This is a genomic window from Pseudorhizobium flavum (genome assembly GCF_044142885.1).
GTDB classification, from domain to species: Bacteria; Pseudomonadota; Alphaproteobacteria; order Rhizobiales; family Rhizobiaceae; genus Neorhizobium; species Neorhizobium flavum.
Map to the genome: position 1 here is coordinate 150,265 of NZ_JBIOKZ010000006.1, position 20,071 is coordinate 170,335.

22 protein-coding genes and 1 other RNA gene are annotated in these 20,071 nt (G+C 62.3%); 9 read left to right on the plus strand and 14 right to left on the minus strand.

What is annotated here, in order from left to right; all coding sequences use genetic code 11:
• The gene (locus tag ACEPP2_RS13360) at window positions 1-1,239 is read right to left on the minus strand and encodes a lytic murein transglycosylase (RefSeq protein WP_395516892.1); all 1,239 of its coding nucleotides are present in this window, start codon (window positions 1,237-1,239) and stop codon (window positions 1-3) included.
• A 9-nt stretch (window positions 1,240-1,248) separates the two neighbouring features.
• Entirely contained in the window at window positions 1,249-1,854 is a 606-nt protein-coding gene (recR, locus tag ACEPP2_RS13365; RefSeq protein ID WP_281977751.1) for a recombination mediator RecR, read from the minus strand.
• A 56-nt stretch (window positions 1,855-1,910) separates the two neighbouring features.
• Between recR and ACEPP2_RS13370 the strand changes: the two genes are divergently transcribed.
• Entirely contained in the window at window positions 1,911-2,525 is a 615-nt protein-coding gene (locus ACEPP2_RS13370; RefSeq protein WP_395516893.1) for an MOSC domain-containing protein, read from the plus strand.
• Window positions 2,526-2,529: 4 nt separating this feature from the next.
• Here the strand turns inward: ACEPP2_RS13370 and ACEPP2_RS13375 are convergent, their stop codons facing one another.
• The 3 genes from ACEPP2_RS13375 to ffs form a co-directional block, all read right to left on the minus strand.
• Window positions 2,530-2,853 (minus strand): YbaB/EbfC family nucleoid-associated protein, encoded by a 324-nt coding sequence (locus tag ACEPP2_RS13375; protein WP_077548509.1) that lies wholly within the window; start codon window positions 2,851-2,853, stop codon window positions 2,530-2,532.
• A 15-nt stretch (window positions 2,854-2,868) separates the two neighbouring features.
• A complete protein-coding gene (locus ACEPP2_RS13380) occupies window positions 2,869-4,740 on the minus strand; it encodes a DNA polymerase III subunit gamma/tau (RefSeq protein ID WP_395516894.1) in 1,872 nt (623 codons plus the stop codon).
• Between the two features lie 69 nt (window positions 4,741-4,809).
• An RNA gene (gene ffs / locus ACEPP2_RS13385) (signal recognition particle sRNA small type) lies at window positions 4,810-4,906 on the minus strand.
• Window positions 4,907-4,973: 67 nt separating this feature from the next.
• Between ffs and ACEPP2_RS13390 the strand changes: the two genes are divergently transcribed.
• Both ACEPP2_RS13390 and nudC read left to right on the plus strand, forming a co-directional pair.
• Complete coding sequence (locus ACEPP2_RS13390; RefSeq protein WP_172973668.1) at window positions 4,974-5,399, plus strand: HIT family protein; 426 nt, start codon at window positions 4,974-4,976, stop codon at window positions 5,397-5,399.
• Between the two features lies 1 nt (window position 5,400).
• Complete coding sequence (gene nudC / locus ACEPP2_RS13395) at window positions 5,401-6,357, plus strand: NAD(+) diphosphatase (protein WP_152341399.1); 957 nt, start codon at window positions 5,401-5,403, stop codon at window positions 6,355-6,357.
• 4 nt (window positions 6,358-6,361) lie between these two features.
• Here the strand turns inward: nudC and ACEPP2_RS13400 are convergent, their stop codons facing one another.
• Window positions 6,362-7,225 carry a prephenate dehydratase gene (locus ACEPP2_RS13400; protein ID WP_152336397.1) on the minus strand — a complete coding sequence of 288 codons (864 nt, stop codon included), beginning with the start codon at window positions 7,223-7,225 and terminating at the stop codon, window positions 6,362-6,364.
• Between the two features lie 12 nt (window positions 7,226-7,237).
• Window positions 7,238-7,993: a 3-deoxy-manno-octulosonate cytidylyltransferase gene (locus ACEPP2_RS13405; RefSeq protein ID WP_395516895.1), complete on the minus strand. Its 756-nt coding sequence runs from the start codon at window positions 7,991-7,993 to the stop codon at window positions 7,238-7,240.
• A gap of 148 nt (window positions 7,994-8,141) precedes the next feature.
• Between ACEPP2_RS13405 and ACEPP2_RS13410 the strand changes: the two genes are divergently transcribed.
• Entirely contained in the window at window positions 8,142-8,951 is an 810-nt protein-coding gene (locus ACEPP2_RS13410; protein WP_395516896.1) for a c-type cytochrome, read from the plus strand.
• 86 nt (window positions 8,952-9,037) lie between these two features.
• Here the strand turns inward: ACEPP2_RS13410 and ACEPP2_RS13415 are convergent, their stop codons facing one another.
• Window positions 9,038-9,982, minus strand: a complete 945-nt coding sequence (locus ACEPP2_RS13415; RefSeq protein ID WP_142589013.1) for an AEC family transporter — start codon at window positions 9,980-9,982, stop codon at window positions 9,038-9,040.
• Between the two features lie 158 nt (window positions 9,983-10,140).
• Between ACEPP2_RS13415 and ACEPP2_RS13420 the strand changes: the two genes are divergently transcribed.
• On the plus strand, window positions 10,141-11,133 hold the full coding sequence (locus ACEPP2_RS13420; RefSeq protein WP_395516897.1) for an adenosine kinase: 993 nt from the start codon (window positions 10,141-10,143) through the stop codon (window positions 11,131-11,133).
• Between the two features lie 10 nt (window positions 11,134-11,143).
• Here the strand turns inward: ACEPP2_RS13420 and ACEPP2_RS13425 are convergent, their stop codons facing one another.
• Entirely contained in the window at window positions 11,144-11,680 is a 537-nt protein-coding gene (locus tag ACEPP2_RS13425) for an SH3 domain-containing protein (protein ID WP_052642398.1), read from the minus strand.
• A gap of 174 nt (window positions 11,681-11,854) precedes the next feature.
• Here ACEPP2_RS13425 and ACEPP2_RS13430 point away from each other — a divergent pair, with 174 nt between their 5' ends.
• Window positions 11,855-12,859, plus strand: a complete 1,005-nt coding sequence (locus tag ACEPP2_RS13430) for a 2-hydroxyacid dehydrogenase (RefSeq protein ID WP_052641162.1) — start codon at window positions 11,855-11,857, stop codon at window positions 12,857-12,859.
• On the opposite strand, the gene ACEPP2_RS13435 is transcribed toward ACEPP2_RS13430, so the two are convergent.
• Genes ACEPP2_RS13435 through recF form a run of 3 tightly spaced genes read right to left on the minus strand, consistent with a single transcriptional unit; the run spans window position 12,856 to window position 15,296 of the window.
• Window positions 12,856-13,371 carry a GNAT family N-acetyltransferase gene (locus ACEPP2_RS13435; RefSeq protein WP_395516898.1) on the minus strand — a complete coding sequence of 172 codons (516 nt, stop codon included), beginning with the start codon at window positions 13,369-13,371 and terminating at the stop codon, window positions 12,856-12,858. The two genes, ACEPP2_RS13430 and ACEPP2_RS13435, sit on opposite strands and share 4 nt — an antisense overlap.
• Complete coding sequence (locus tag ACEPP2_RS13440) at window positions 13,368-14,135, minus strand: molybdopterin-synthase adenylyltransferase MoeB (protein ID WP_052641166.1); 768 nt, start codon at window positions 14,133-14,135, stop codon at window positions 13,368-13,370. The genes ACEPP2_RS13435 and ACEPP2_RS13440 overlap by 4 nt, the downstream gene beginning before the upstream one ends.
• Before the next feature lie 42 nt (window positions 14,136-14,177).
• Window positions 14,178-15,296: a DNA replication/repair protein RecF gene (recF, locus tag ACEPP2_RS13445; protein WP_052642400.1), complete on the minus strand. Its 1,119-nt coding sequence runs from the start codon at window positions 15,294-15,296 to the stop codon at window positions 14,178-14,180.
• A 153-nt stretch (window positions 15,297-15,449) separates the two neighbouring features.
• Here recF and ACEPP2_RS13450 point away from each other — a divergent pair, with 153 nt between their 5' ends.
• The 3 genes from ACEPP2_RS13450 (at window position 15,450) to ACEPP2_RS13460 (ending at window position 16,669) form a co-directional block, all read left to right on the plus strand.
• On the plus strand, window positions 15,450-15,737 hold the full coding sequence (locus ACEPP2_RS13450) for a hypothetical protein (protein WP_395516899.1): 288 nt from the start codon (window positions 15,450-15,452) through the stop codon (window positions 15,735-15,737).
• 40 nt (window positions 15,738-15,777) lie between these two features.
• Window positions 15,778-15,987, plus strand: coding sequence for a SlyX family protein (locus ACEPP2_RS13455; RefSeq protein WP_395516900.1), 210 nt, complete (start codon window positions 15,778-15,780; stop codon window positions 15,985-15,987).
• 97 nt (window positions 15,988-16,084) lie between these two features.
• Window positions 16,085-16,669, plus strand: a complete 585-nt coding sequence (locus ACEPP2_RS13460) for a LysE family translocator (protein ID WP_395516901.1) — start codon at window positions 16,085-16,087, stop codon at window positions 16,667-16,669.
• Between the two features lie 68 nt (window positions 16,670-16,737).
• On the opposite strand, the gene dnaJ is transcribed toward ACEPP2_RS13460, so the two are convergent.
• Entirely contained in the window at window positions 16,738-17,877 is a 1,140-nt protein-coding gene (gene dnaJ / locus ACEPP2_RS13465) for a molecular chaperone DnaJ (RefSeq protein WP_052641172.1), read from the minus strand.
• A 92-nt stretch (window positions 17,878-17,969) separates the two neighbouring features.
• Entirely contained in the window at window positions 17,970-19,877 is a 1,908-nt protein-coding gene (gene dnaK, locus ACEPP2_RS13470) for a molecular chaperone DnaK (RefSeq protein WP_052641174.1), read from the minus strand.
• Window positions 19,878-20,071: the final 194 nt, after the last annotated feature.

The window sequence follows — 20,071 nt, forward strand, 5'->3', positions numbered from 1 at the left end:
CTATTTCAGCCGGCCTTTCAGCGAAGCGCTCGGAAAGCAGGTGGCAGCAAGTCCGTTCTTCGCCTGCCAGTCACCGATGGAGCGCCGCGTCTTGTAGCCTGCCAGCCCGTCGACCTTGCCGACGTCGTAGCCCTGTGCCACGAGGGCCTTCTGCATCGCGAGCACGTCCGACCGCTTCATTCGGCCGACATCTCCCCACGGCGCCTGGAAAGCTCTTGAGCCATAGGCGATCCGGTCCGCGAGGTTGCCGATGAAGAGGGCGTAGAGGTCGGAGTTGTTGTACTGCTTGAGCACGTAGAAGTTGGGCGTGACGATGAACTGTGGCCCGTGCCGGCCCGCCGGGACGAGCATCATGCCATCGGCCCGCAGTTCAGGTTCGGGGAAGCCGCGCCCGGAGACGCGCGAGATCCCCGCAGTTTCCCAGGAGGAAATCGGTCGCGCCAGATCCGGCCCTTCCTGCGCGCAACTGACATTGTCGGGGATGGAGACCTCAAACCCCCAGTCGCGTCCCTTCTGCCACCCCTCCCGCGCCAGGTAGTTGGCAATCGACGCTAGGCTGTCAGGCACGGAATTCCAGATATCGCGATGTCCGTCTCGGTCAAAATCCACCGCATATTTCAGATAGCTCGATGGCAGAAACTGCGGTTGGCCGAGCGCTCCGGCCCAGGAGCCCATCATCTTCGACGCGGTTATGTCGCCGCCCTCGATCATGTGCAGTGCTGCAACCAGTTCCGACCTGAACATCTCCTTGCGGGTCGACATGAAGGCCTTCGTCGCCAGAACTTCGATCGCGGAATGGGGGAGCTTGGCGCGTCCGAAGCCGGATTCGCGGCCCCAGATGGCTATGATGACCTCGCCGGGAACGCCGTATGCTGCTTCGATCCGCTCTAGGGTTGTGCGATGCTGAGCGGCCAGGCTGCGTCCGGTGGCAGCCAGGCCCTGCAGGCGCTTCTCCGAGAAATATGCGCCTGGAGACGAGAACTCCGCCTGGCTCTGATCCTGGCTGGGGGGCGGCGTGCTGCCGGGCGGCACAAGGTCGGGAAGGTCCCAGTTGAGCGATACGCCTTTGAATGCGCTGGCAATCGTCTTGTCCGAGATGCCGTTCTGCTTCGCTTCCGCCGACAGATCGCCGGCGATCCATCGCTGGAATTGCTTCTCCACCTCTGCACGCGAGGCTGAGTGCGCCGCAGCGGGGAGCAGGGAGAGGAATAGAGCGGCAGCGAAAGCAAATCGTCGCATGGAACCTCCTCAGATCGCGGTTCGTGCGCGAAGGGCAGCGGTCAGCGTCCCCTCGTCGAGATAGTCAAGCTCACCCCCTACGGGAACGCCATGGGCAAGCCGTGTGATCTTGACATCCAGGCCCGCGAGCTGATCGGTTATATAGTGTGCTGTCGTCTGTCCCTCGACGGTTGCGTTGACCGCAAGGATGATCTCCCGAACGCCGCCTTCGCTCACCCTTTCGATCAGCGGGCGGATGTTGAGATCATCGGGACCGATGCCGTCCAGCGGCGAAAGGGTTCCGCCGAGCACGTGGTAGGCGGCGTTCATCGCCCCAGCGCGTTCCAATGCCCAGAGATCGGATACGTCTTCCACGACGATGATCATCGACTGGTCTCGGCGCGTATCGGTGCAGACGGTGCAGGGATCGACGGTATCGACGTTACCGCAGCGCGAGCAGACCTTAACCTTGTCGTACGCCTCTCCCATGGCAAGGCCGAGCGGGCCGAGCAACTGATCCTTCTTCTTGATCAGGTGAAGTGCCGCTCGCCGCGCCGAACGGGGTCCAAGGCCGGGGACCTTTGCCAGCAACTGGATGAGCTTTTCGATTTCGGGTCCGGTAACACGTTTTGCCATGGGGGGCTTTTAGCTGATATCTCGACCGAACGGAATCGTAACAAGGGCCCCGGCCGATGAAACTTGCCGCCATCTGCCTGGGCCGGCCTGAAATCCTTCAGGGCAAGAGCTACAAGACCGGCATTAACAAGATGCCCGTCAAAGGTCCGACGCTGGTGGATAGGGCGGGCCTCGTCGGTGATTCGGTCTGCAACCGCAAACATCACGGAGGGCCCGACCAGGCAATTCTGCTGGAAGGCGAGCTGACGATGGCGTGGTGGTCCAGGCACATCGGTCGAGAGCTGCCGCCCGGGATCTTCGGGGAGAACCTTCGCATCGACGCGTTGGACGGACGCGACGTATGCATCGGCGACCGGTTTGTCTTTGCAGAGGTGGTCTTGCAGGCAACGGCGCCGCGAATTCCCTGCGCGACATTCGCGGCAAGGATGGGTGAGCATGACTTCGTCAGGCGATACTTGGCTGCCGGCCGCCCCGGCATTTATTGCCGCGTCCTGCGCGAAGGAGTTCTGGAGCCCGGGGAGGCGGTGCGGTTCGAGCCTTACGAAGGCGACAGGGTTCCAGTCGCGGATCTTCTTCTCGGGGCCGGCGAGCGGTTAAACCCGCCGGACCGGTTCCGGCTTCTGGCGCTGCCGATCGCGGAACGCTTGCGCAAACGGTACTCGACGGTCTGAGCCCTCAGAAAGGCAGCTTCATTCCCGGCGGGATCGGCAGTCCGGCCGTCAGTTCCCTGGTCATGTCCGCCGCGGTGCTCTCCGCCTTCTTCTTGGCGTCCTGATGGGCAGCGACGATCAGGTCTTCCAGGATCTCGACGTCATCTTCCTTGAAGAGCGATGGATCGATCTTGAGGCCGAGCATGTCGCCCTTGCCGTTCAGCCGGACCGTCACCAGGCCGCCACCTGACGTGCCCTGGACTTCCAGTGCCGCGATGTCCGCCTGCACCTTCTCCATCTTGGCCTGCATTTCCTTGACCTTGCTCATCATGCCCATGATGTCGCGCATCGTCTTTTCCTTCTCTTATAGCTCGATGTCGTCGCCGGGCAGGATGTCGCCCTCGGCGGATTCTGCGGCAGCCGGTGCCGCGAGGTCCTCACTCCCTGGATCGTCCTCGACGACACGGATGCGAACGTCGGTAATGCGAGCACCGGGAAACTGTGCGAGGATGGCCGCAACATCCGGATCGGCCCGGGCGTCGGTGAGCCGTGCCTCGCGGGCATTGGCGTCCGCTTCGACGAGTGTCGCCTCGCCGGCCTCGTTACTCAGGCTGACGACCCAGTGGATGCCGGTCCAATCCTTAAGCTTTACACCGAGTTCACCGGGGAGCGTCGCTGGCCCGCCCTCGCTCATGCGCATGTCCAGCCGACCCGGCTCTAGCTTCACAAGCCGCACGAAGTTCCGCACCAGAGCCTTCAGCCTCGGGTCGCGGTTCTTCGAGCAGAGGTCGACGATGTCCTGCAACGAGTTGACGGCGACGGTCGAAGCCGGCTTCCCCGCCGGCAGCTCCTCGGTTCGGCCCACGGGCAGTTCGCGTGGTTCAGAGCTAGGCACGGCCTTCAGCATTGCGGTGGGCCCGCCGGCCGGCGCGCGAGCGGCGGGCGACATGACCGAGCCCTGGGCGTTGAGCGGCGGTTGCAAGCTTGCCCGAACGCTCCCGCCGCCACTGCCGGAGGGTGCTAGACTGCGGCCTTCGCCATTGCCGAGTTCCCCGAGACGTCTCGCGGCGTCCTCGGGTGCGGGAAGATGGGCGGCATGCGTCAGCCGGATCAGCACCATTTCCGTGGCGCCGGCAGGTCTGGATGAGTTCTCGGCCTCCGGGATGCCCTTCAGCAGCATCTGCCAGATGCGCGACAGGGTGCTGACGGCAACCGAGTGCGCGAACTCTTGCCCGCGAACCCGCTCGACCTCGCTCAGCGACGGATCCTGCGCCGCCTCCGGGATGTACTTGATGCGGGTGACGAGATGCGTGAAGTCGGCGAGGTCCGTCAGCACCACGACCGGATTGGCCCCGGCCTGATACTGGGACTCGAACTCGCCAAGTGCTGCCGTCACGTCGCCGCGGATCACATGCTCGAAGAGATCGACGATGCGCGCCCTGTCGGCAAGGCCCAGCATTCCGCGGACGGTCTCGGCCTCGACCCGTCCACCCCCATGCGCGATCGCCTGGTCGAGCAGCGAAAGGCCGTCGCGCGCAGAGCCTTCGGCTGCCCGTGCGATCATCGACAGGGCTTCGGCATCTGCGACGATGCCTTCCTTCTCCAGGATGGTGGTGAACAGGCCGACGAGATCGGCAGCGCTGATGCGGCGCAGGTCGAAGCGCTGGCAACGAGACAGTACCGTGATCGGGACCTTGCGGATTTCCGTCGTCGCGAAGATGAACTTCACATGCTCCGGCGGCTCTTCCAGCGTCTTCAGCAGACCGTTGAAGGCCTGTGTGGATAGCATATGGACTTCGTCGATGATGTAGACCTTGTAGCGCGCCGAAACCGGCCGGTAGCGCACCTGTTCGATGATCTCGCGGATGTCGTCGATCCCGGTATGGGACGCGGCGTCCATCTCGATGACGTCCACATGCCGGCCTTCCATGATGGCCTGGCAATGCTCTCCCGGAATGCGAAGGTCGATCGTCGGCTGGTCGATCTCGGGCGTCCGATAATTCAGCGCGCGCGCCAGAATGCGCGCGGTCGTCGTCTTGCCGACACCACGGACCCCGGTCAGCATATAGGCTTGCGCGATCCGGCCCGTCTCGAAGGCGTTGGTGAGCGTACGAACCATCGGCTCCTGGCCGACCATAAGATCGGAGAAGTCCTTCGGGCGATACTTTCGCGCCAGCACCCGGTAGCCGCTACCGGGTGGAGGAAATGATTTGGAGATGGGCCCGGTGTCGTTCATGCGCCTGCCAGCCTTCGCGGGCCGTTCCAGCCTCTTGACCGGACCGGAAGCTGACCAAGATGGTAGAGGGTGGGAGGCTGGCACGGCGACCCGTGCCGGGCTCGTTAGGGCTGCTTCCTTCCGGACCTGACCCGGTTGGCGAGTGGCTCGTCCACCACCAACCTCCCGCCGCACATATCGGCAATAACACTCGCAAATGCAAGCCAAGCCTGTAAAAAACTGCTAGGGTTTAGATGTCGACGGAGGAACGCGACTTGAGGCAATTCACGCTGGACGAGAGGCTGGAGCGCGATTCGGAGCTGGTGACGGTTCTCGGCCTGTGCCAGCTTCGCCTGATGAAGGACCGTCGATGGCCCTGGCTTGTGCTTGTTCCGCAACGCGAAGGGATCAGCGAGATCTTCGAACTCACCCCGCTCGACCAGACGCTCCTTACCTTTGAGACCAATGCGGTGGCCGCAGCTTTGAAGAAGGCGACCGGCGCCCGCAAGATCAATGTCGGCGCCCTCGGTAACGTCGTCGCCCAGTTGCATGTCCACATTGTCGCGCGCAACGAAGGCGATCCCAATTGGCCCGGCCCCATCTGGGGCCAAGGCACTCCCGAACCGTATGAGAACGGCGCGGAAAACAGACTACTCCAGACGCTGATTGAAGCCCTCTGACATGACCGGTTCCCCTTTCGACACGAATGCACCGCATCCGGAAGCCAGCAATCTCACCGCTTTCTCCGGCAATACGCTGGATCGCAGGTCCGAGTACCGGGAGGAGAACTGCCTGGAGGAGGCTCTGAAGGTGGATGGCACCCATCTGCTCGCCTTCACCGGGAGCCGGCTGATCCTGAAGCATGACGGTCAGGTGCTGGATCCGCTGTTTGCTGCCTACGAACTCATGGAGTTCCAGCCCGATTTCGACAATGCTGTCCTGCTCGGCTATTGCGAGAATGGCGAGCCTCGGATCGCCGTTCCCGTCGGCGTGGCCGCGGACGACCTTGCCGCTCACTTCAAGCCGACAGAGGCGCGTGCGCTCTATCGGGACGGGCTTCTGGATGTGGAATTGCTCGGCCAGGCGGCCCAGGCCGCAGCCTTGATCAACTGGAATGCGACCAACCGCTACTGCGGCAAGTGCGGGGCGGCGACGGAGAGCCGGATCGGCGGGTATCGGCGCGTCTGCGGTGCCTGCGGGCACATGACCTTTCCGCGTACTGATCCCGTCGTGATCATGCTCATCATTGATGAGCAGCGCGACCAATGCCTTCTCGGTCGCAGCCACCATTTCCAGGAGGGGATGTACTCCTGTCTCGCCGGGTTCGTCGAGCCGGGTGAAACGATCGAACACGCTGTCCGCCGTGAGACTTTCGAGGAGTCGGGCATTCGCATCGGGCGCGTCCGCTATCATGCGTCGCAGCCCTGGCCCATGCCGCATTCGCTGATGATCGGCTGCTATGCGGAAGCAACATCGACCGAGATCAAGATCGATCAGCAGGAGATCGCCGACTGCCGGTGGTTTTCACGAGAGGACGTTGGGCGCATCCTGGAGGCTCAGCCAGGAGATGGTTTCTTTGCGCCTCCGGCAGGTGCGATCGCTCATCGGCTGATCCGCGACTGGGTCGACTGGCCTTAGGAGGTCAGTGCTTCTGCAGCGCCCCGCGCATCGGATGACCCTTGTAGACGCCGAGGATGCGGACCTTCTCGGAGAAGAACCGCAACTCCTCGAGTGCCCGCCGCACCGCCGGGTCGTCGGGATGGCCCTCGATGTCCGCATAGAACTGGGTAGCGACGAACTTGCCGCCCAACTGGTAGCTCTCCAGCTTCGTCATGTTGACACCGTTGGTGGCAAATCCACCCATGGCCTTGTAGAGGGCGGCCGGGATGTTGCGGACGTTGAAAACGAAGGTGGTGACGATGATCTCGGACTCGTCCTCCCGCTTCGCCCAGTGCTCGTCCCGTGAGAGGACGACGAAACGCGTCACGTTGTTCTCGGTGTCCTCGACATTCTCGGCCAGGATATCGAGACCATAGAGATCGGCGGCAAGCCGCGGGGCGAGGGCGGCCATGGTCCGGTCTCCCTTCTCGGCTACCAGCTTGGCGGCACCGGCCGTGTCGCCCGCGACGACTGCTTTCCAGCCGTTGGAGCGTATGATCTTGCGGCACTGGCCAAGCGCGTGGATGTGGCTGTGCACTGTCCGCACTTCTTCCCGCGTGACGCCCGGCAGCACCATGAGCTGGAAGCGGATCGGCATGAAATACTCGCCGATGATGTGCAGCCGCGATTCCGGCAGGAGATAGTGGATGTCCGCAACCCGCCCTGCGATCGTATTCTCGATCGGGATCATCGCCAAATCCGCCTCTCCGCTCTCCAGCGCCACGAAGGCGTCCTCGAAAGTAGGGCAAGGGAGCGGCTGCATGGACGGGAACATGTCCCGGCATGCCATGTCGGAATTGGCGCCGAAGTCGCCCTGGAAGGCGATCCTGTTGGTGGTCTGGGTCATGGAGAAAGCGCCTCAGGAAGAGCGACTCGAGAGAATTACACGAGCCTTTTCAAGATCGGCCGGAGTATCGACACCGAGCGGAACCGAGTCAACGATTTCAACGTCGATGCGCATGCCAGCTTCGAGGGCCCGCAACTGTTCGAGCGACTCACGCTTCTCGAGTACGGACGGTCCAAGCGAAACGAACCGCTCCAGTGCCTTCCGGCGGTACGCATAAAGCCCGATGTGATGGTAGAGCGGACCCGGCCCGTACGGTGCCGTGGCACGGGTGAAGTAGAGCGCCCGCAGCCGTGTCGGCGAAAGCGGCGAACCGACGACCTTGACCACATTGGCGTTTGTCTTCTCGTGTTCGTCGGAAATCTGGACCGTCAGCGTAGCGATGTCGACGCTGGGGTTCTCCAGGGGACGGAGGGCAGCGCGCACGGATACTGGCTCGATGGTCGGCAGGTCTCCCTGCACGTTTACGACCACGTCGATTTTTCCATCCGGGTCCGCCTTCTGGACGGCCTCGAAGATCCGGTCGGAACCGGACTGGTGGTCGCCTCGGGTCATGACGACCTCGAAGCCCGCCGCCTCGACTGCATCATATGTGTCCTGATGGTCCACCGCGACAATGATCCGGCCCACATCGGCTTCCCGCGCACGCCTTGCGACCTGGACGATCATCGGCAGGCCCGCGATGTCTGCCAGCGGCTTTCCGGGCAGCCGGGTCGAGGCCATACGCGCAGGGATGAGCACCAGCGTCCGCTCATTGGCAATGTTGGTCATGAAAGGCCTTCAAAAGCGCGTTGATCAGTGTCAAAAAGTCTCACGCACTGCCGTATAATCGTGTTGCAACCGTAAAGCAAAAGACATAGGTTCCGCGCGATTTCAAGATGGCCCGCCTGTACCCCGGCGGTTGCAAGGGAGCGTTTGCATGAACTCGTACGTGAACATGGCGGTAGGAGCCTTTCTTGCCACCGTTTTCGTGATGATGACGGTTTCGATTGCGTCCGAAGGAATCTGGCACTCGGAAGTTCCGGAACAGGCAGGCTTTGCCATTGTCGCCGCGGAAACCGGTGGTGAGGAGGGCGGCGCCGAGGAAGAAGCTGCCGTGCCGATCGCGACCCTCCTGGCCAGCGCCGACGCTGCAGCCGGAGAGTCTTCGTTCAAGAAGTGTGCGAGCTGTCACACCGCCGATCAGGGCGGCGCCAACAAGGTTGGGCCCGGCCTTTGGGACGTTGTAAATAGGCCGATCGCTTCGCACGAAGGCTTCAGCTATTCGGCAGCGATGAAGGATTTTTCTGAGGGCGGTTCTGTCGTCTGGGATTACGATCATCTCAACGGCTTCCTGCTGGCGCCGAAGCAGCACGTTCCTGGTACGGCCATGGGCTTTGCCGGCCTGAAGAAGGACGACGAACGGGCGAACGTCATTGCCTACCTGCGGTCGCTGTCTGACAACCCGGCTCCGCTTCCAGAGGCTGAAGCCGCTCCCGTCGAGGGTGAAGCCGCTGCTCCCGCTGCTGAAGGTGCTGCTCCTGCGGAGGAGGCTGCTCCTGCTGCTGGCGAAGGTGAAGCCGCTGCTCCGGCCGAGGCGCCTGCCGCTCCTGCAGCCGAAGCTCCTGCCGCTCCCGCTGCCGAAGCTCCCGCCGCCGAAGGTGCTGCACCTGCAGCCGAAGCGCCGGCCGCTCCTGCCGCGGAAGAGCCAGCCCCGGTAGGCCAGCAGCCTGCACCGGCCAACAACTAATTCTCTTTCACCAGAGATCAGTTTGAAGCCCGGCCTTGAGCCGGGCTTTTTCGTCGCAAGCCGATCTCCGCCCTATGATTGCTCGCCTAGGCGAGAAGCCATGCCCAGAAACTGACCGAAATGACCCCAAGCGCCGTGGTGACGCTGATGGTGGAGGCGGCGATGTTTTGTCCTGCCCGGAACCGTTGGGCGATCAGCCACGCATTGATGCCGGTCGGCACCGACGAGGTCAGCACGAGGGCCGCCGCCCATGCCGGGCTGAGGCCGAGCGCCTTGCCCATCAGGAACACGGCAGCAGGCAGGAGGAGCAGCTTCAGGGCAGCGATCGCGCCCGTCAGCCCGATATTGCCGCGTACCGGATAACGTGTGAGGGCCATACCGATCGAAATCAGCGCGGCCGGTCCTGCCGCGCTCGACAATTGCGTCACCACGGTCGAGAGGACCGGCGTTAGCGTCAGCCCGGAGAGGCTGAAGGCGAGGCCGGCGCCGAGTGCTATTACCAGCGGGTTGCGGACGAGGTTCCAACCGACCTGAGCGAGAATGGCCTTCAATCCGCGCCCCTTGCCCCCATCGACGATCACGGTGGCCCGTTCCATCAGGATGGTGCCGACGATCATCATCAGCGGCAGGTGGATCGCAAGGAGTATGGAAAGAGCGAGCAGCCCCTCGGCTCCGACGGAGCGACCAACGAGCGGCAGGCCAATGAACACGTTGTTCGCGAAGGCAGCCGACATGCCGGCGATCACGCCGATCTTGTCGTCTCGCTTGAAGACATGCTTTGCGACCAGATGACCGGCGGTCCAGGTGACCGCCACCCCTGCGAAATAGGCGGCCCACAGGCGGAAGGGGGAGACGCCATCGAAATGGGCGTTAGCCAGGGTGCTGAAGATCAGCATGGGCACCGCGATCTTGAAGACGAACTCTCCAAGGGCATCCCCCGTTGCCTCGTTCAGGACTTTCGTTCGGGCAAGAATCCAGCCGATAAGGATGAGCAGGAAGACAGGGGCTACGTTGATGAGAACTGCGGACAAGTCACTGGCTTTCGAGGGAATGAATATGATCTAGAGGCTGAGCCCCATCTATGCCGAAAAACGTCTGAGGCCGACAAGGAATTGACGCCGGGCTATGGGGTTTTTCCTTCGCCTATGCAAAAAGGTGCCGATGACGAGTTCGAGAAAGGTCTGGCAGCATGCCGCAGTTTGATGTTTTGACGGTAGGAAACGCGATCGTAGATATCATCGCCCGATGTGACGACCAGTTTCTAGCCGAGAATAACATCATCAAGGGCGCGATGAACCTGATCGACGCCGATCGCGCAGAACTCCTCTATTCCAGGATGGGTCCTGCGGTCGAAGCTTCTGGAGGATCGGCTGGCAATACCGCGGCAGGCGTTGCCGGTATCGGTGGCAGGGCCGCTTACTTCGGAAAGGTAGCCGAGGACCAGCTTGGCCGCATCTTCCAGCACGACATCCGCGCACAGGGCGTGCATTATGCGACGAAGCCGCAGGGGACCAATCCACCCACCGCGCGCTCGATGATCTTCGTCACCCCGGATGGCGAACGGTCGATGAATACTTACCTTGGTGCCTGCGTTGAATTCGGCCCCGGCGACGTGGAGCCTGCCATCGTTGCCGAATCCGCCGTCACCTACTTCGAGGGCTACCTCTGGGATCCGCCACGCGCTAAGGAGGCGATTCTCGAGTGCGCCCGGATCGCCCACGAGAACGGGCGGGAAGTATCCATGACGCTGTCGGACCCGTTCTGTGTTGATCGTTACCGCTCCGAATTCCTGGACCTGATGCGCTCGGGCACCGTCGACATCGTCTTCGCCAACAAGCAGGAGGCGCTGTCGCTCTACGAAACGGATGACTTCGAACTGGCTCTGAAGAGTATCGCTGCCGACTGCAAGCTTGCTGCCGTCACCCTCAGTGAGGAAGGCGCCATCATCCTTCGCGGGGAGGAGCGCGTGAAGATCGATGCCTACAAGGTCGACGACTTGGTCGACACCACGGGCGCAGGTGATCTCTTCGCTGCCGGCTTCCTCTATGGATATACCCAAGGCCGCTCGCTTTCCGATTGCGGCAAGCTCGGATGCCTCTCGGCGGCGATCGTCATCAAGCAGATCGGCCCGCGCCCCATGGTTTCACTGCGCGATGCCGCGGTCGGCGAGGGTCTGCTGTAGCCCGAGGCGGCTACCTGAACGCCTCTCCGGGATACGCTCCCCATATTTCCGCCTGGCTGACCCAGCCTTCGGCGCCATTGACCGACGCATGGCACCAGTCGCCATTGCACTCGTCGATCGAGATGACGACGCCGGGCTGGAGCTTTGCTGTCACGGTTGCGGAGGACTGTGGTTCGCGGCGCATATTGACGAAGACGTCCTCTGCCTTGCCGCGCATCCAGGGAGCCGCCACCGCCGTTCGTTCACCCGACAGGAGCGCCTGGTTGACCCAGCCTTCGGTACCATCGGCGTCCCGGACGCGCCGCCAGTTGTCGTATTCCTGGATGATCTCCATCGGCGTGCCCGATTTCAGATACATCCACGCGACTGCATAGTCGGTGCTGGGGCCGATGCGGATATTCACCCGCTTGGACTTCAGGCTGACAAAGCGGGGCAGGGGCAGGCCGCTTGGCCCCTTCGCGCCTTGTGCAAGGGAAGGAGTGGAATGGAGCGCCGGGATCGCTCCGATGGAGACTGCCAGCAGTAGGGTAAGGATGACGCTGCGCATGCGGGTTCTTCCGAGAGTGGGCGGTGCCTGCGGGCCGGCCGCCAGCGAGGTGGGCGACATCGACAACCCGGCTCCTGCGAGGTTTTGTTTGTCTTCGCCGACGGGTCTGGTAGAAACGCCCTCTATGCTCAGACTATCGCGCGACTTGGTTAAGGACCTCTGAATACAACGCCCATGACAGCGAAGAAGAAACCCAAGGTCTATATCACACGCAAGCTGCCGGATGCCGTTGAGACCCGGATGCGCGAGCTTTTCGACGCGGAGTTGAATGTCGACGATGTGCCGCGCACGCGCGAGCAGCTCGTCGAGGCGATGAGATCCTCGGACGTGCTCGTGCCGACGGTGACGGACAGGATCGACGAGGCCCTGATCAACGAGGCAGGGCCGGATCTCAGGTTGATCGCCAGCTTTTCCAACGGCACGGATCACATCGATATCGAGGCTGCCGCCCGCAAGGGCATTACGGTGACAAACACCCCGAATGTCCTCACCGAAGACACGGCCGACATGACGATGGCGCTGATTCTCGCGGTGTCGCGCCGGTTACCCGAGGGTGCGCGGATACTGACGGACCATCCGGGCGATTGGGCCGGCTGGTCTCCCACCTGGATGCTTGGTCGTCGCATCTGGGGCAAGCGGATCGGCATTGTCGGCATGGGCCGAATCGGCACCGCCGTCGCAAGGCGTGCCAAAGCCTTTGGCCTGTCGATCCACTACCACAACCGCAAGAGGGTTCATCCTGCGACGGAGGAGGAACTCGAGGCGACCTATTGGGACAGTCTCGACCAGATGCTGGCGCGCGTCGATATTGTCTCCGTCAACTGCCCGTCGACACCAGCCACGTTCCATCTTCTGTCAGCACGGCGCCTCGCGCTGCTGCAGCCCACCAGTCTCATCGTCAACACCGCGCGTGGCGACATCATCGACGAAGCGGCGATGATCCAGCTGCTGCGCGACGGCAAGATCGCCGGCGCCGGACTTGACGTCTACGAGAATGAACCTTCTGTGAATCCCAGGCTCGTGAAGCTGGCTAATGAGGGGCGCGTCGTTCTGTTGCCCCACATGGGATCAGCGACGATCGAAGGCCGGATCGACATGGGTGACAAGGTCATCATCAACATCCGCACCTTCTTCGACGGGCACAGGCCGCCGAACCGGGTTCTGCCGGGCCGAAGCTAGTCCCGCAGCAACTGGCTGGCTTCCGCTACCGGGGCGGCCAGCGTCTTTACCATCTCGATGAACGTGACGCGATCATAGCCGGGGTGAGACCTCTCCGCTGATTTGACGAAGCCCCAGCGTGAGAAGGTCGCGTGGGTGCCCGCAAGCTCGATACGCGTCTCCAGGCGAAGCCGGCTATGGCCGCTTGCAAAGGCGACACTTTCTGCGGCCTCCAGCAACTGCCGCCCCAAGCCTTGTCCTTGCATCTGCGGCCGTACCGCAAGCTTGCCGATGTAGAGTTCATCGGGTGGTTCGGGCCGACAGAAGATGCAACCCGAGATCTCGCTGCCCTGCATGGTGATGAAGCAGATTTCGCTCGCAGCCTTTTCCTTCAGAGACTGCAGATTGAGACGGTGTGCAGACGAGGGCGGATCGATGACGCCGTCCATGTAGAGGAACGCTGTCCGGATGAGGTGAAGAAGCTCATTCCAATGGTCGAACTCTTCCGGGATAATGCGGCGAACCTCGGTCATTCTGCAGCGCTCTCGGCTGGGCGCCGGTTGTATCGGATGGTGTCGAACCTGGCGGCGAGCGCGTCATACAGCAGAAGCCGTCCGATCAAAGGTTCACCGACACCCGTGATGACCTTGATGGTCTCCATCGCCATCAGCGTTCCGATCACGCCCGCCAGAGCCCCGATGATGCCGGTTTCTGCGCAGGCAGGTATCAGACCCTGCGGCGGTTTCTCGGGAAACAGGTCACGATAGCTGGGGTTCTGCATTCCATCCATGCCGACCTCATAGGGCTTCAGGACCGTCAGCGATCCGTCGAAGCGGCCCACGGCACCGGTTACAAGGGGAACCTGCGCCGCAAGCGCCGCATCCGCACATGCATAGCGGGTATCGAAGTTGTCCGATCCGTCCACCAGGAGATCGAAGAGCGGCAGATGCTCGCCGGCCCACCGTTCGGAAAAGCGCTCTTCGTAGGAGAGGACCCGGATGGTCGGATTCAACTGCGCGAGTGCCGCCCTCGCACTCTCCGTCTTCAGCTCGCCGATCGTGCCCGTATCGTGGATGACCTGCCGCTGCAGGTTCGAAAGCGAGACGACATCATCGTCGATGATGCCGATTGTGCCGATGCCGGCCGCCGCCAGGTAGAGGAGGATTGGAGCACCCAGGCCTCCGGCGCCGACGACCAGCACCCTAGCGTTCTTCAGCCGCTGTTGCCCATGGCCGCCGATCTCCGGGAGCAGGATGTGGCGTCGGTAGCGTTCGATCTCTTCAGGCGTCAGTTGCATGAGGGCAATCTAGCAGCCTAGGAGGAGGCGGAAAAGCGAGGATCAGCCGCGGATGCTGCCGCCCTCTACGCTGAAGAACTGCGCACGCTCGGCAAGCGCCGAAAACATCGCGCGGTCCGTGCCGGTCATGAAAGCCTGACCTCCCAATCCATCGACCAGGTCGAACAGGGCTGCACGCCGGCCTTCATCAAGATGGGCGGCAATCTCGTCAAGCAGCAGGACCGGCGCAAAGCCGGTCATGTTGGCAGTCAGACGGGCATGAGCGAGAATGAGCCCGATCAGTAGTGCCTTCTGTTCGCCGGTGGAGCAGCGTCCGGCATCCATATCCTTCTCGCGGTGGCGAACGAGAAGGTCGCTTCGGTGGGGGCCCTCCAGCGTACGGCCAGCCGCGGCATCGCGATGACGCCCTTCCTGCAGCGCCGCCAGATAGCGCTCTTCCAGCTCCGCTGCCGGCTGATCGGCCGCATCATCCAGGAAGCCTTCGAGGTTCAGCGCCGGCGAGGGAAATGGCGTCTCCTCCACGGCGGCCAAGCGGCGCAGCAAGCCCAGCATTTCCAGACGGGCTGCGGCCATGGCCACGCCAAGACCCGCCATCTGAGCTTCGACAGCCGAAACCCAGGCGGGGTCGTAGCGGCCCTCCGAAAGCAGTCGGTTGCGGCTGCGCATCGCCCGTTCGAAGTCGCTTGCGCGGCGGCCATGGGCGGGATCGATCGACAGAACCAGCCTGTCGAGGAAACGTCGTCGTTCCGACGCCGCACCCGTGAAGAGCCCGTCCATCGATGGCGTGAGCCATATCACGTTCAAGTGCTCGGAGAGCTCCTCGGTCGACCGTGCCGGGGTGCCATTGATGCGCAGCTTGCGGCTGACGGTTTCACCGAGGGTATCAATGCCGGTGCCCAGCGAGACCTCACCTTCCATGCCCTCCATGTCGACAAAGATGGAAAAGCCGCCACTCGCCCCGACGCGTGTCACGTCTGGGAGAACGGCGCGTCTGAGCCCGCGCCCTGGAGAGAGAAAGGAGACCGCTTCCAGAAGGTTCGTCTTGCCGGCGCCATTGTCTCCGGTCAGCACGACATGACGGCTGTCCAGCGAAAGGCCTGCTTCCGCATAGTTCCGGAAGTCGGTGAGCTTGAGACGGGAAAGGAATGCTTTCTGGGCCATGGACATCCGTGTCTGATAGGCAGGAGCTAAGGCTTCCGGGTGGCGATGGCAAGCAAAGTTCGACGCCTTGGAACCAAAGGGCGGTTGGGCAGTTTGTCGCGCGCGACAAATGAAGGAACCTGCTATCGTGTTCCTGTCGCCTGGGAGGCATCCATGCCCATACGCAAAGATGAAATGACGCCGGAGGAAGCTCGCCGAGACCATGTCGATATGCTGAGGTTCCTCGCCATCAATGCTGCCTTTGGCATCGCGCTTGGCATCGGCATCGCCTTTGCCCTCTATTGGTTCAACCTCTATGGCCTCGGCACCCATATCGGCCGATCGCAGACACCGATCCTGTCGTTCGTGATGATCGCCGCACCTCTTGCGCTGACCTTCGGGGGTGCGGTAACGGCATCGGCGATCATGCTGATGCCCTACAAGCGAAAGGGCGAGCTCTGAGGCTCGCTGCTTGCCGTAGGGCCTTGAGGGAGTGTGCGCGTTGGCCGCTGATGACGAACGTATCGTAAGGCTGGAAGAGACCGTTGCCCACCAGGCGAAAACGATCGAGGAGCTTTCCGATCAACTGGCCGAACAGTGGAAAGTGGTCGAACAGACCCGCGCCAGGCTCGAGCGGCTGACGGAGCGTTTCCTGACGCTGGAGGAAACGTCGCTTGATGCACCGGCCATCACCAGACCGCCGCACTATTGATACCAACGCCTATCCGCTTGATCGGTGTCAATTACAGATGACGCGCCTGTGTTAGCACGATCTGCCTCATCAGAGGGGCCGAACGGACCAACATACGATGCACATCCTGTCTTTCACAGCGGCTCTCCTTCTGCTGCTTCTGACGCCAGGCCCTACCAACACGCTCATGATGCTGGCCGGCTATGAACGCGGCTGGCGCAGTTCGCTCAGACTTATCGGGGCTGAGCTGACGGGATATTTGGCCGTCGTCCTGACGGTGCTTCTGGTGCTGGCGCCCGCCTTTGCGGCCTATCCCTCGATGCTCCTGTGGGTTCGCGGTGCGGCTTTCCTCTGGGTCCTCTTCCTGAGCTGGCGGCTCTGGGGTGCCTCTGCCCGCTCCCCCGCCGCAAACGGAGAATTGAGTGGCCGGCACGTCCTCCTCACCACCGTGCTCAATCCGAAGGCGCCGATCATCGCCTTGGTCATCATGCCTCAGGTGGAACTGAACGCTGCTTTGCCGTGGCTGGTGCTGCTGTCGGCGATCATTGTTCTGGCGGCCAGCTTCTGGCTGCTTGTCGGCGCGGTGAGCGCCAGGGGCGGGAGTGGGCGGCTGACGAACCGGACGATCAGAAAACTCGCGGCAACGGGCATGTTCGGGTTCGCTGTGATGCTGGCTGCCTATTCGGTCAATGCGATGATCTGACCCTCAAAAGGAAAAGGCAGCGGAATCCGCTGCCTTTCAATGCACACCTCGGAGGAGGAACCCAATTTTCAGCCTTCGAAAAACTCCTTCATCCGTGCAAAGAAGCCGGTCGACTCGGGATTATTTTCCTTCGAGGAGATGTCCTCGAATTCCTGCAGCAGCTCGCGCTGACGCTTGGTCAGCTTCTGAGGCGTCTCGATCTGGATCTGGATATACAGGTCGCCCGTCTGCGACGAACGCAGTACCGGCATGCCCTTGCCCTTGAGGCGGAACTGCTTGCCGGGCTGCGTGCCTTCCGGCACCGTCACCCGGGACTTGGTCCCGTCCAGCGTCGCAACGTCAAATGTTCCGCCCAGTGCGGCGGTCGTCATCGAAATTGGCACCGTGCAGAACAGGTCTGCGCCGTCGCGCTGGAAGAACTGGTGCGGCTTCACCGACAGGAAGATGTAGAGATCACCGGCTGGTCCGCCCCGCATGCCGGCTTCGCCCTCGCCCTGAAGGCGAATGCGGGTGCCGTCCTCGATGCCGGCCGGGATGTTGACCGACAGCGAGCGCTCTTCCGATACGCGCCCCTGACCATGGCACTTGGTACACGGATCGGTGATCGTCTGGCCGCGCCCGTGACAGGTCGGACAGGTCCGCTCGACGGAAAAGAAGCCCTGGCTGGCGCGCACTCGACCGGAGCCGTGGCAGGTACCGCAGGTTTTCGGCTGCGTCCCCGGTTTCGCCCCGGAGCCCGAACAGACATCGCAGGTGATGGAGGTCGGGACGCGGATCTGGGCGGTCTTGCCGCTGAAGGCTTCTTCCAGCGTGATTTCCATGTTGTAGCGCAGGTCGGCGCCGCGCTCGCGACCGCCGGAGGAGCGTCGTGCCCGTCCACCGCCCATCATCTCGCCAAAGATATCCTCGAATATATCCGAGAAGCCGCCGGCGCCTGCCGCACCGAAACCACCGCCCATGCCGCCAGGGCCCATGCCACCGGCTTCGAAGGCGGCGTGTCCGAACCGGTCGTAGGCGGCACGCTTCTGGGGATCCTTCAAGGTCTCGTAGGCCTCGTTGATCTCCTTGAACTTCTTTTCGGCCTCGGTATCGCCCGGATTCTTGTCGGGATGATACTTCATCGCGAGCTTGCGGAAGGCGCTCTTCAACTCCTTCTCGTCAGCGGACCTGCCGACACCCAAGGTTTCGTAAAAATCAGCTTTTGCCATGGAGGTAACGGCTCCCGAAAGGATTCCGGCTGCACGATGGCAGCCGGAGTTTCTAGTCGACTATCTTCATGAGGGTCGCCAACAGACGAGCCTCAAGCCGACTTCTTGTCGTCCTTGATTTCCTCGTAGTCGGCATCGACGACACCGTCGTCATTGTTGCCGCCCTCGGAACCTTCGGAAGCTTCCGCCTGCTGGGCCTCATAGATGGCCTGGCCGAGTTTCATCGACACTTCCATCAGCGTCTGGGTCTTCGCCTGGATGTCGTCGGCATCCGGCTCGGAGGCCTCGACGGCGGACTTCAGCGAGGCGATCGCGTCCTCAATGGACTTGCGATCGGTCTCGGAGACCTTCTCGCCATATTCCTGCAGCGACTTCTCGGTCGAATGGATCAGGCTTTCGGCCTGGTTCTTCGCCTCGACGCCTGCACGACGCTTCTTGTCTTCCTCGGCATGAGCCTCGGCGTCCTTGACCATCTTCTCGATATCGGCGTCGGACAGACCGCCGGAAGCCTGGATGCGGATCTGCTGCTCCTTGCCGGTGCCCTTGTCCTTGGCCGAGACCTGTACGATGCCGTTCGCGTCGATGTCGAAGGTGACTTCGATCTGCGGTACTCCACGCGGTGCCGGCGGCAGGCCAACGAGGTCGAATTGGCCGAGCAGCTTGTTGTCGGCAGCCATTTCGCGCTCGCCCTGGCTGACGCGAATGGTCACGGCCGACTGGTTGTCCTCGGCGGTCGAGAATGTCTGGCTCTTCTTCGTCGGGATCGTCGTGTTGCGGTCGATCAGGCGGGTGAAGACGCCACCGAGCGTTTCGATGCCGAGCGACAGCGGGGTTACGTCGAGCAGCAGCACGTCCTTGACGTCGCCCTGCAGAACGCCGGCCTGGATCGCAGCGCCCATGGCCACCACTTCGTCAGGGTTGACGCCCTTGTGCGGCTCCTTGCCGAACAGCTGCTTCACGGTCTCCTGCACCTTCGGCATGCGGCTCATGCCGCCGACCAGAACGACTTCGTCGATTTCACCGGCGGTCACGCCAGCATCCTTGAGCGCTGCCTTGCACGGAGCAACGGTGCGCTGGATCAGGTCGTCGACCAGGCTTTCGAACTTGGCACGGGTCAGCTTCATCGTCAGGTGCTTCGGACCGGAGGCATCCGCCGTGATGAACGGCAGGTTGATTTCGGTCTGCTGCGAGGACGACAGCTCGATCTTGGCCTTTTCCGCAGCTTCCTTGAGGCGCTGCAGGGCAAGCTTGTCGTTCTTCAGGTCGATGCCCTGGTCCTTCTTGAACTCACCGGCCAGATATTCGACGAGACGCATGTCGAAATCTTCACCGCCGAGGAAGGTATCACCATTCGTCGACTTCACTTCGAAGACGCCGTCACCGATCTCGAGGACCGAGATATCGAAGGTGCCACCGCCAAGGTCGTAGACGGCGATCGTCTTGCCGTCCTTCTTGTCGAGGCCGTAAGCGAGTGCAGCAGCCGTTGGCTCGTTGATGATGCGGAGAACTTCAAGGCCGGCGATCTTGCCGGCATCCTTGGTTGCCTGGCGCTGCGCGTCATTAAAGTAGGCAGGAACGGTGATGACCGCCTTCTCGACCTTCTCGCCGAGGTAGGATTCAGCCGTTTCCTTCATCTTCTGGAGGATCATCGCGGAGATCTGCGCAGGCGAGTAGCCCTTGCCCTGAGCCTTGACCCAGGCATCGCCATTGTCACCCTTGGAGATTTCGAAGGGAACGAGACCCTTGTCCTTCTCCACCGTCGGGTCTTCGTAGCGGCGGCCGATCAGGCGCTTGACTGCGAAGAGGGTATTGGTGGGATTGGTCACGGCCTGGCGCTTTGCCGGCTGGCCGACGAGGCGCTCCCCGTCATCGGTGAAGGCGACCATGGAAGGCGTGGTGCGCGCGCCTTCAGCGTTCTCGATGACCTTTGCGTCCTTGCCGTCCATGATGGCGACGCAGGAGTTCGTCGTGCCGAGGTCGATGCCAATTACTTTTGCCATTTTTCTCTCTCCTTTAAGCGAACCGTCGGAACCCCGGTCAGGCATTCCGCTGACAGTTCCTCGAATGGGATGGTCTTGTGTATTCCGGCAGCATTCGCTGCGTCATGCGGCGTATATAAGGACGTGATTTTTCGACTGCAAGGCGCGCCGCCATGCCGACGCCGGTAAAAAAACACGCAATTGTGAATGCGGCG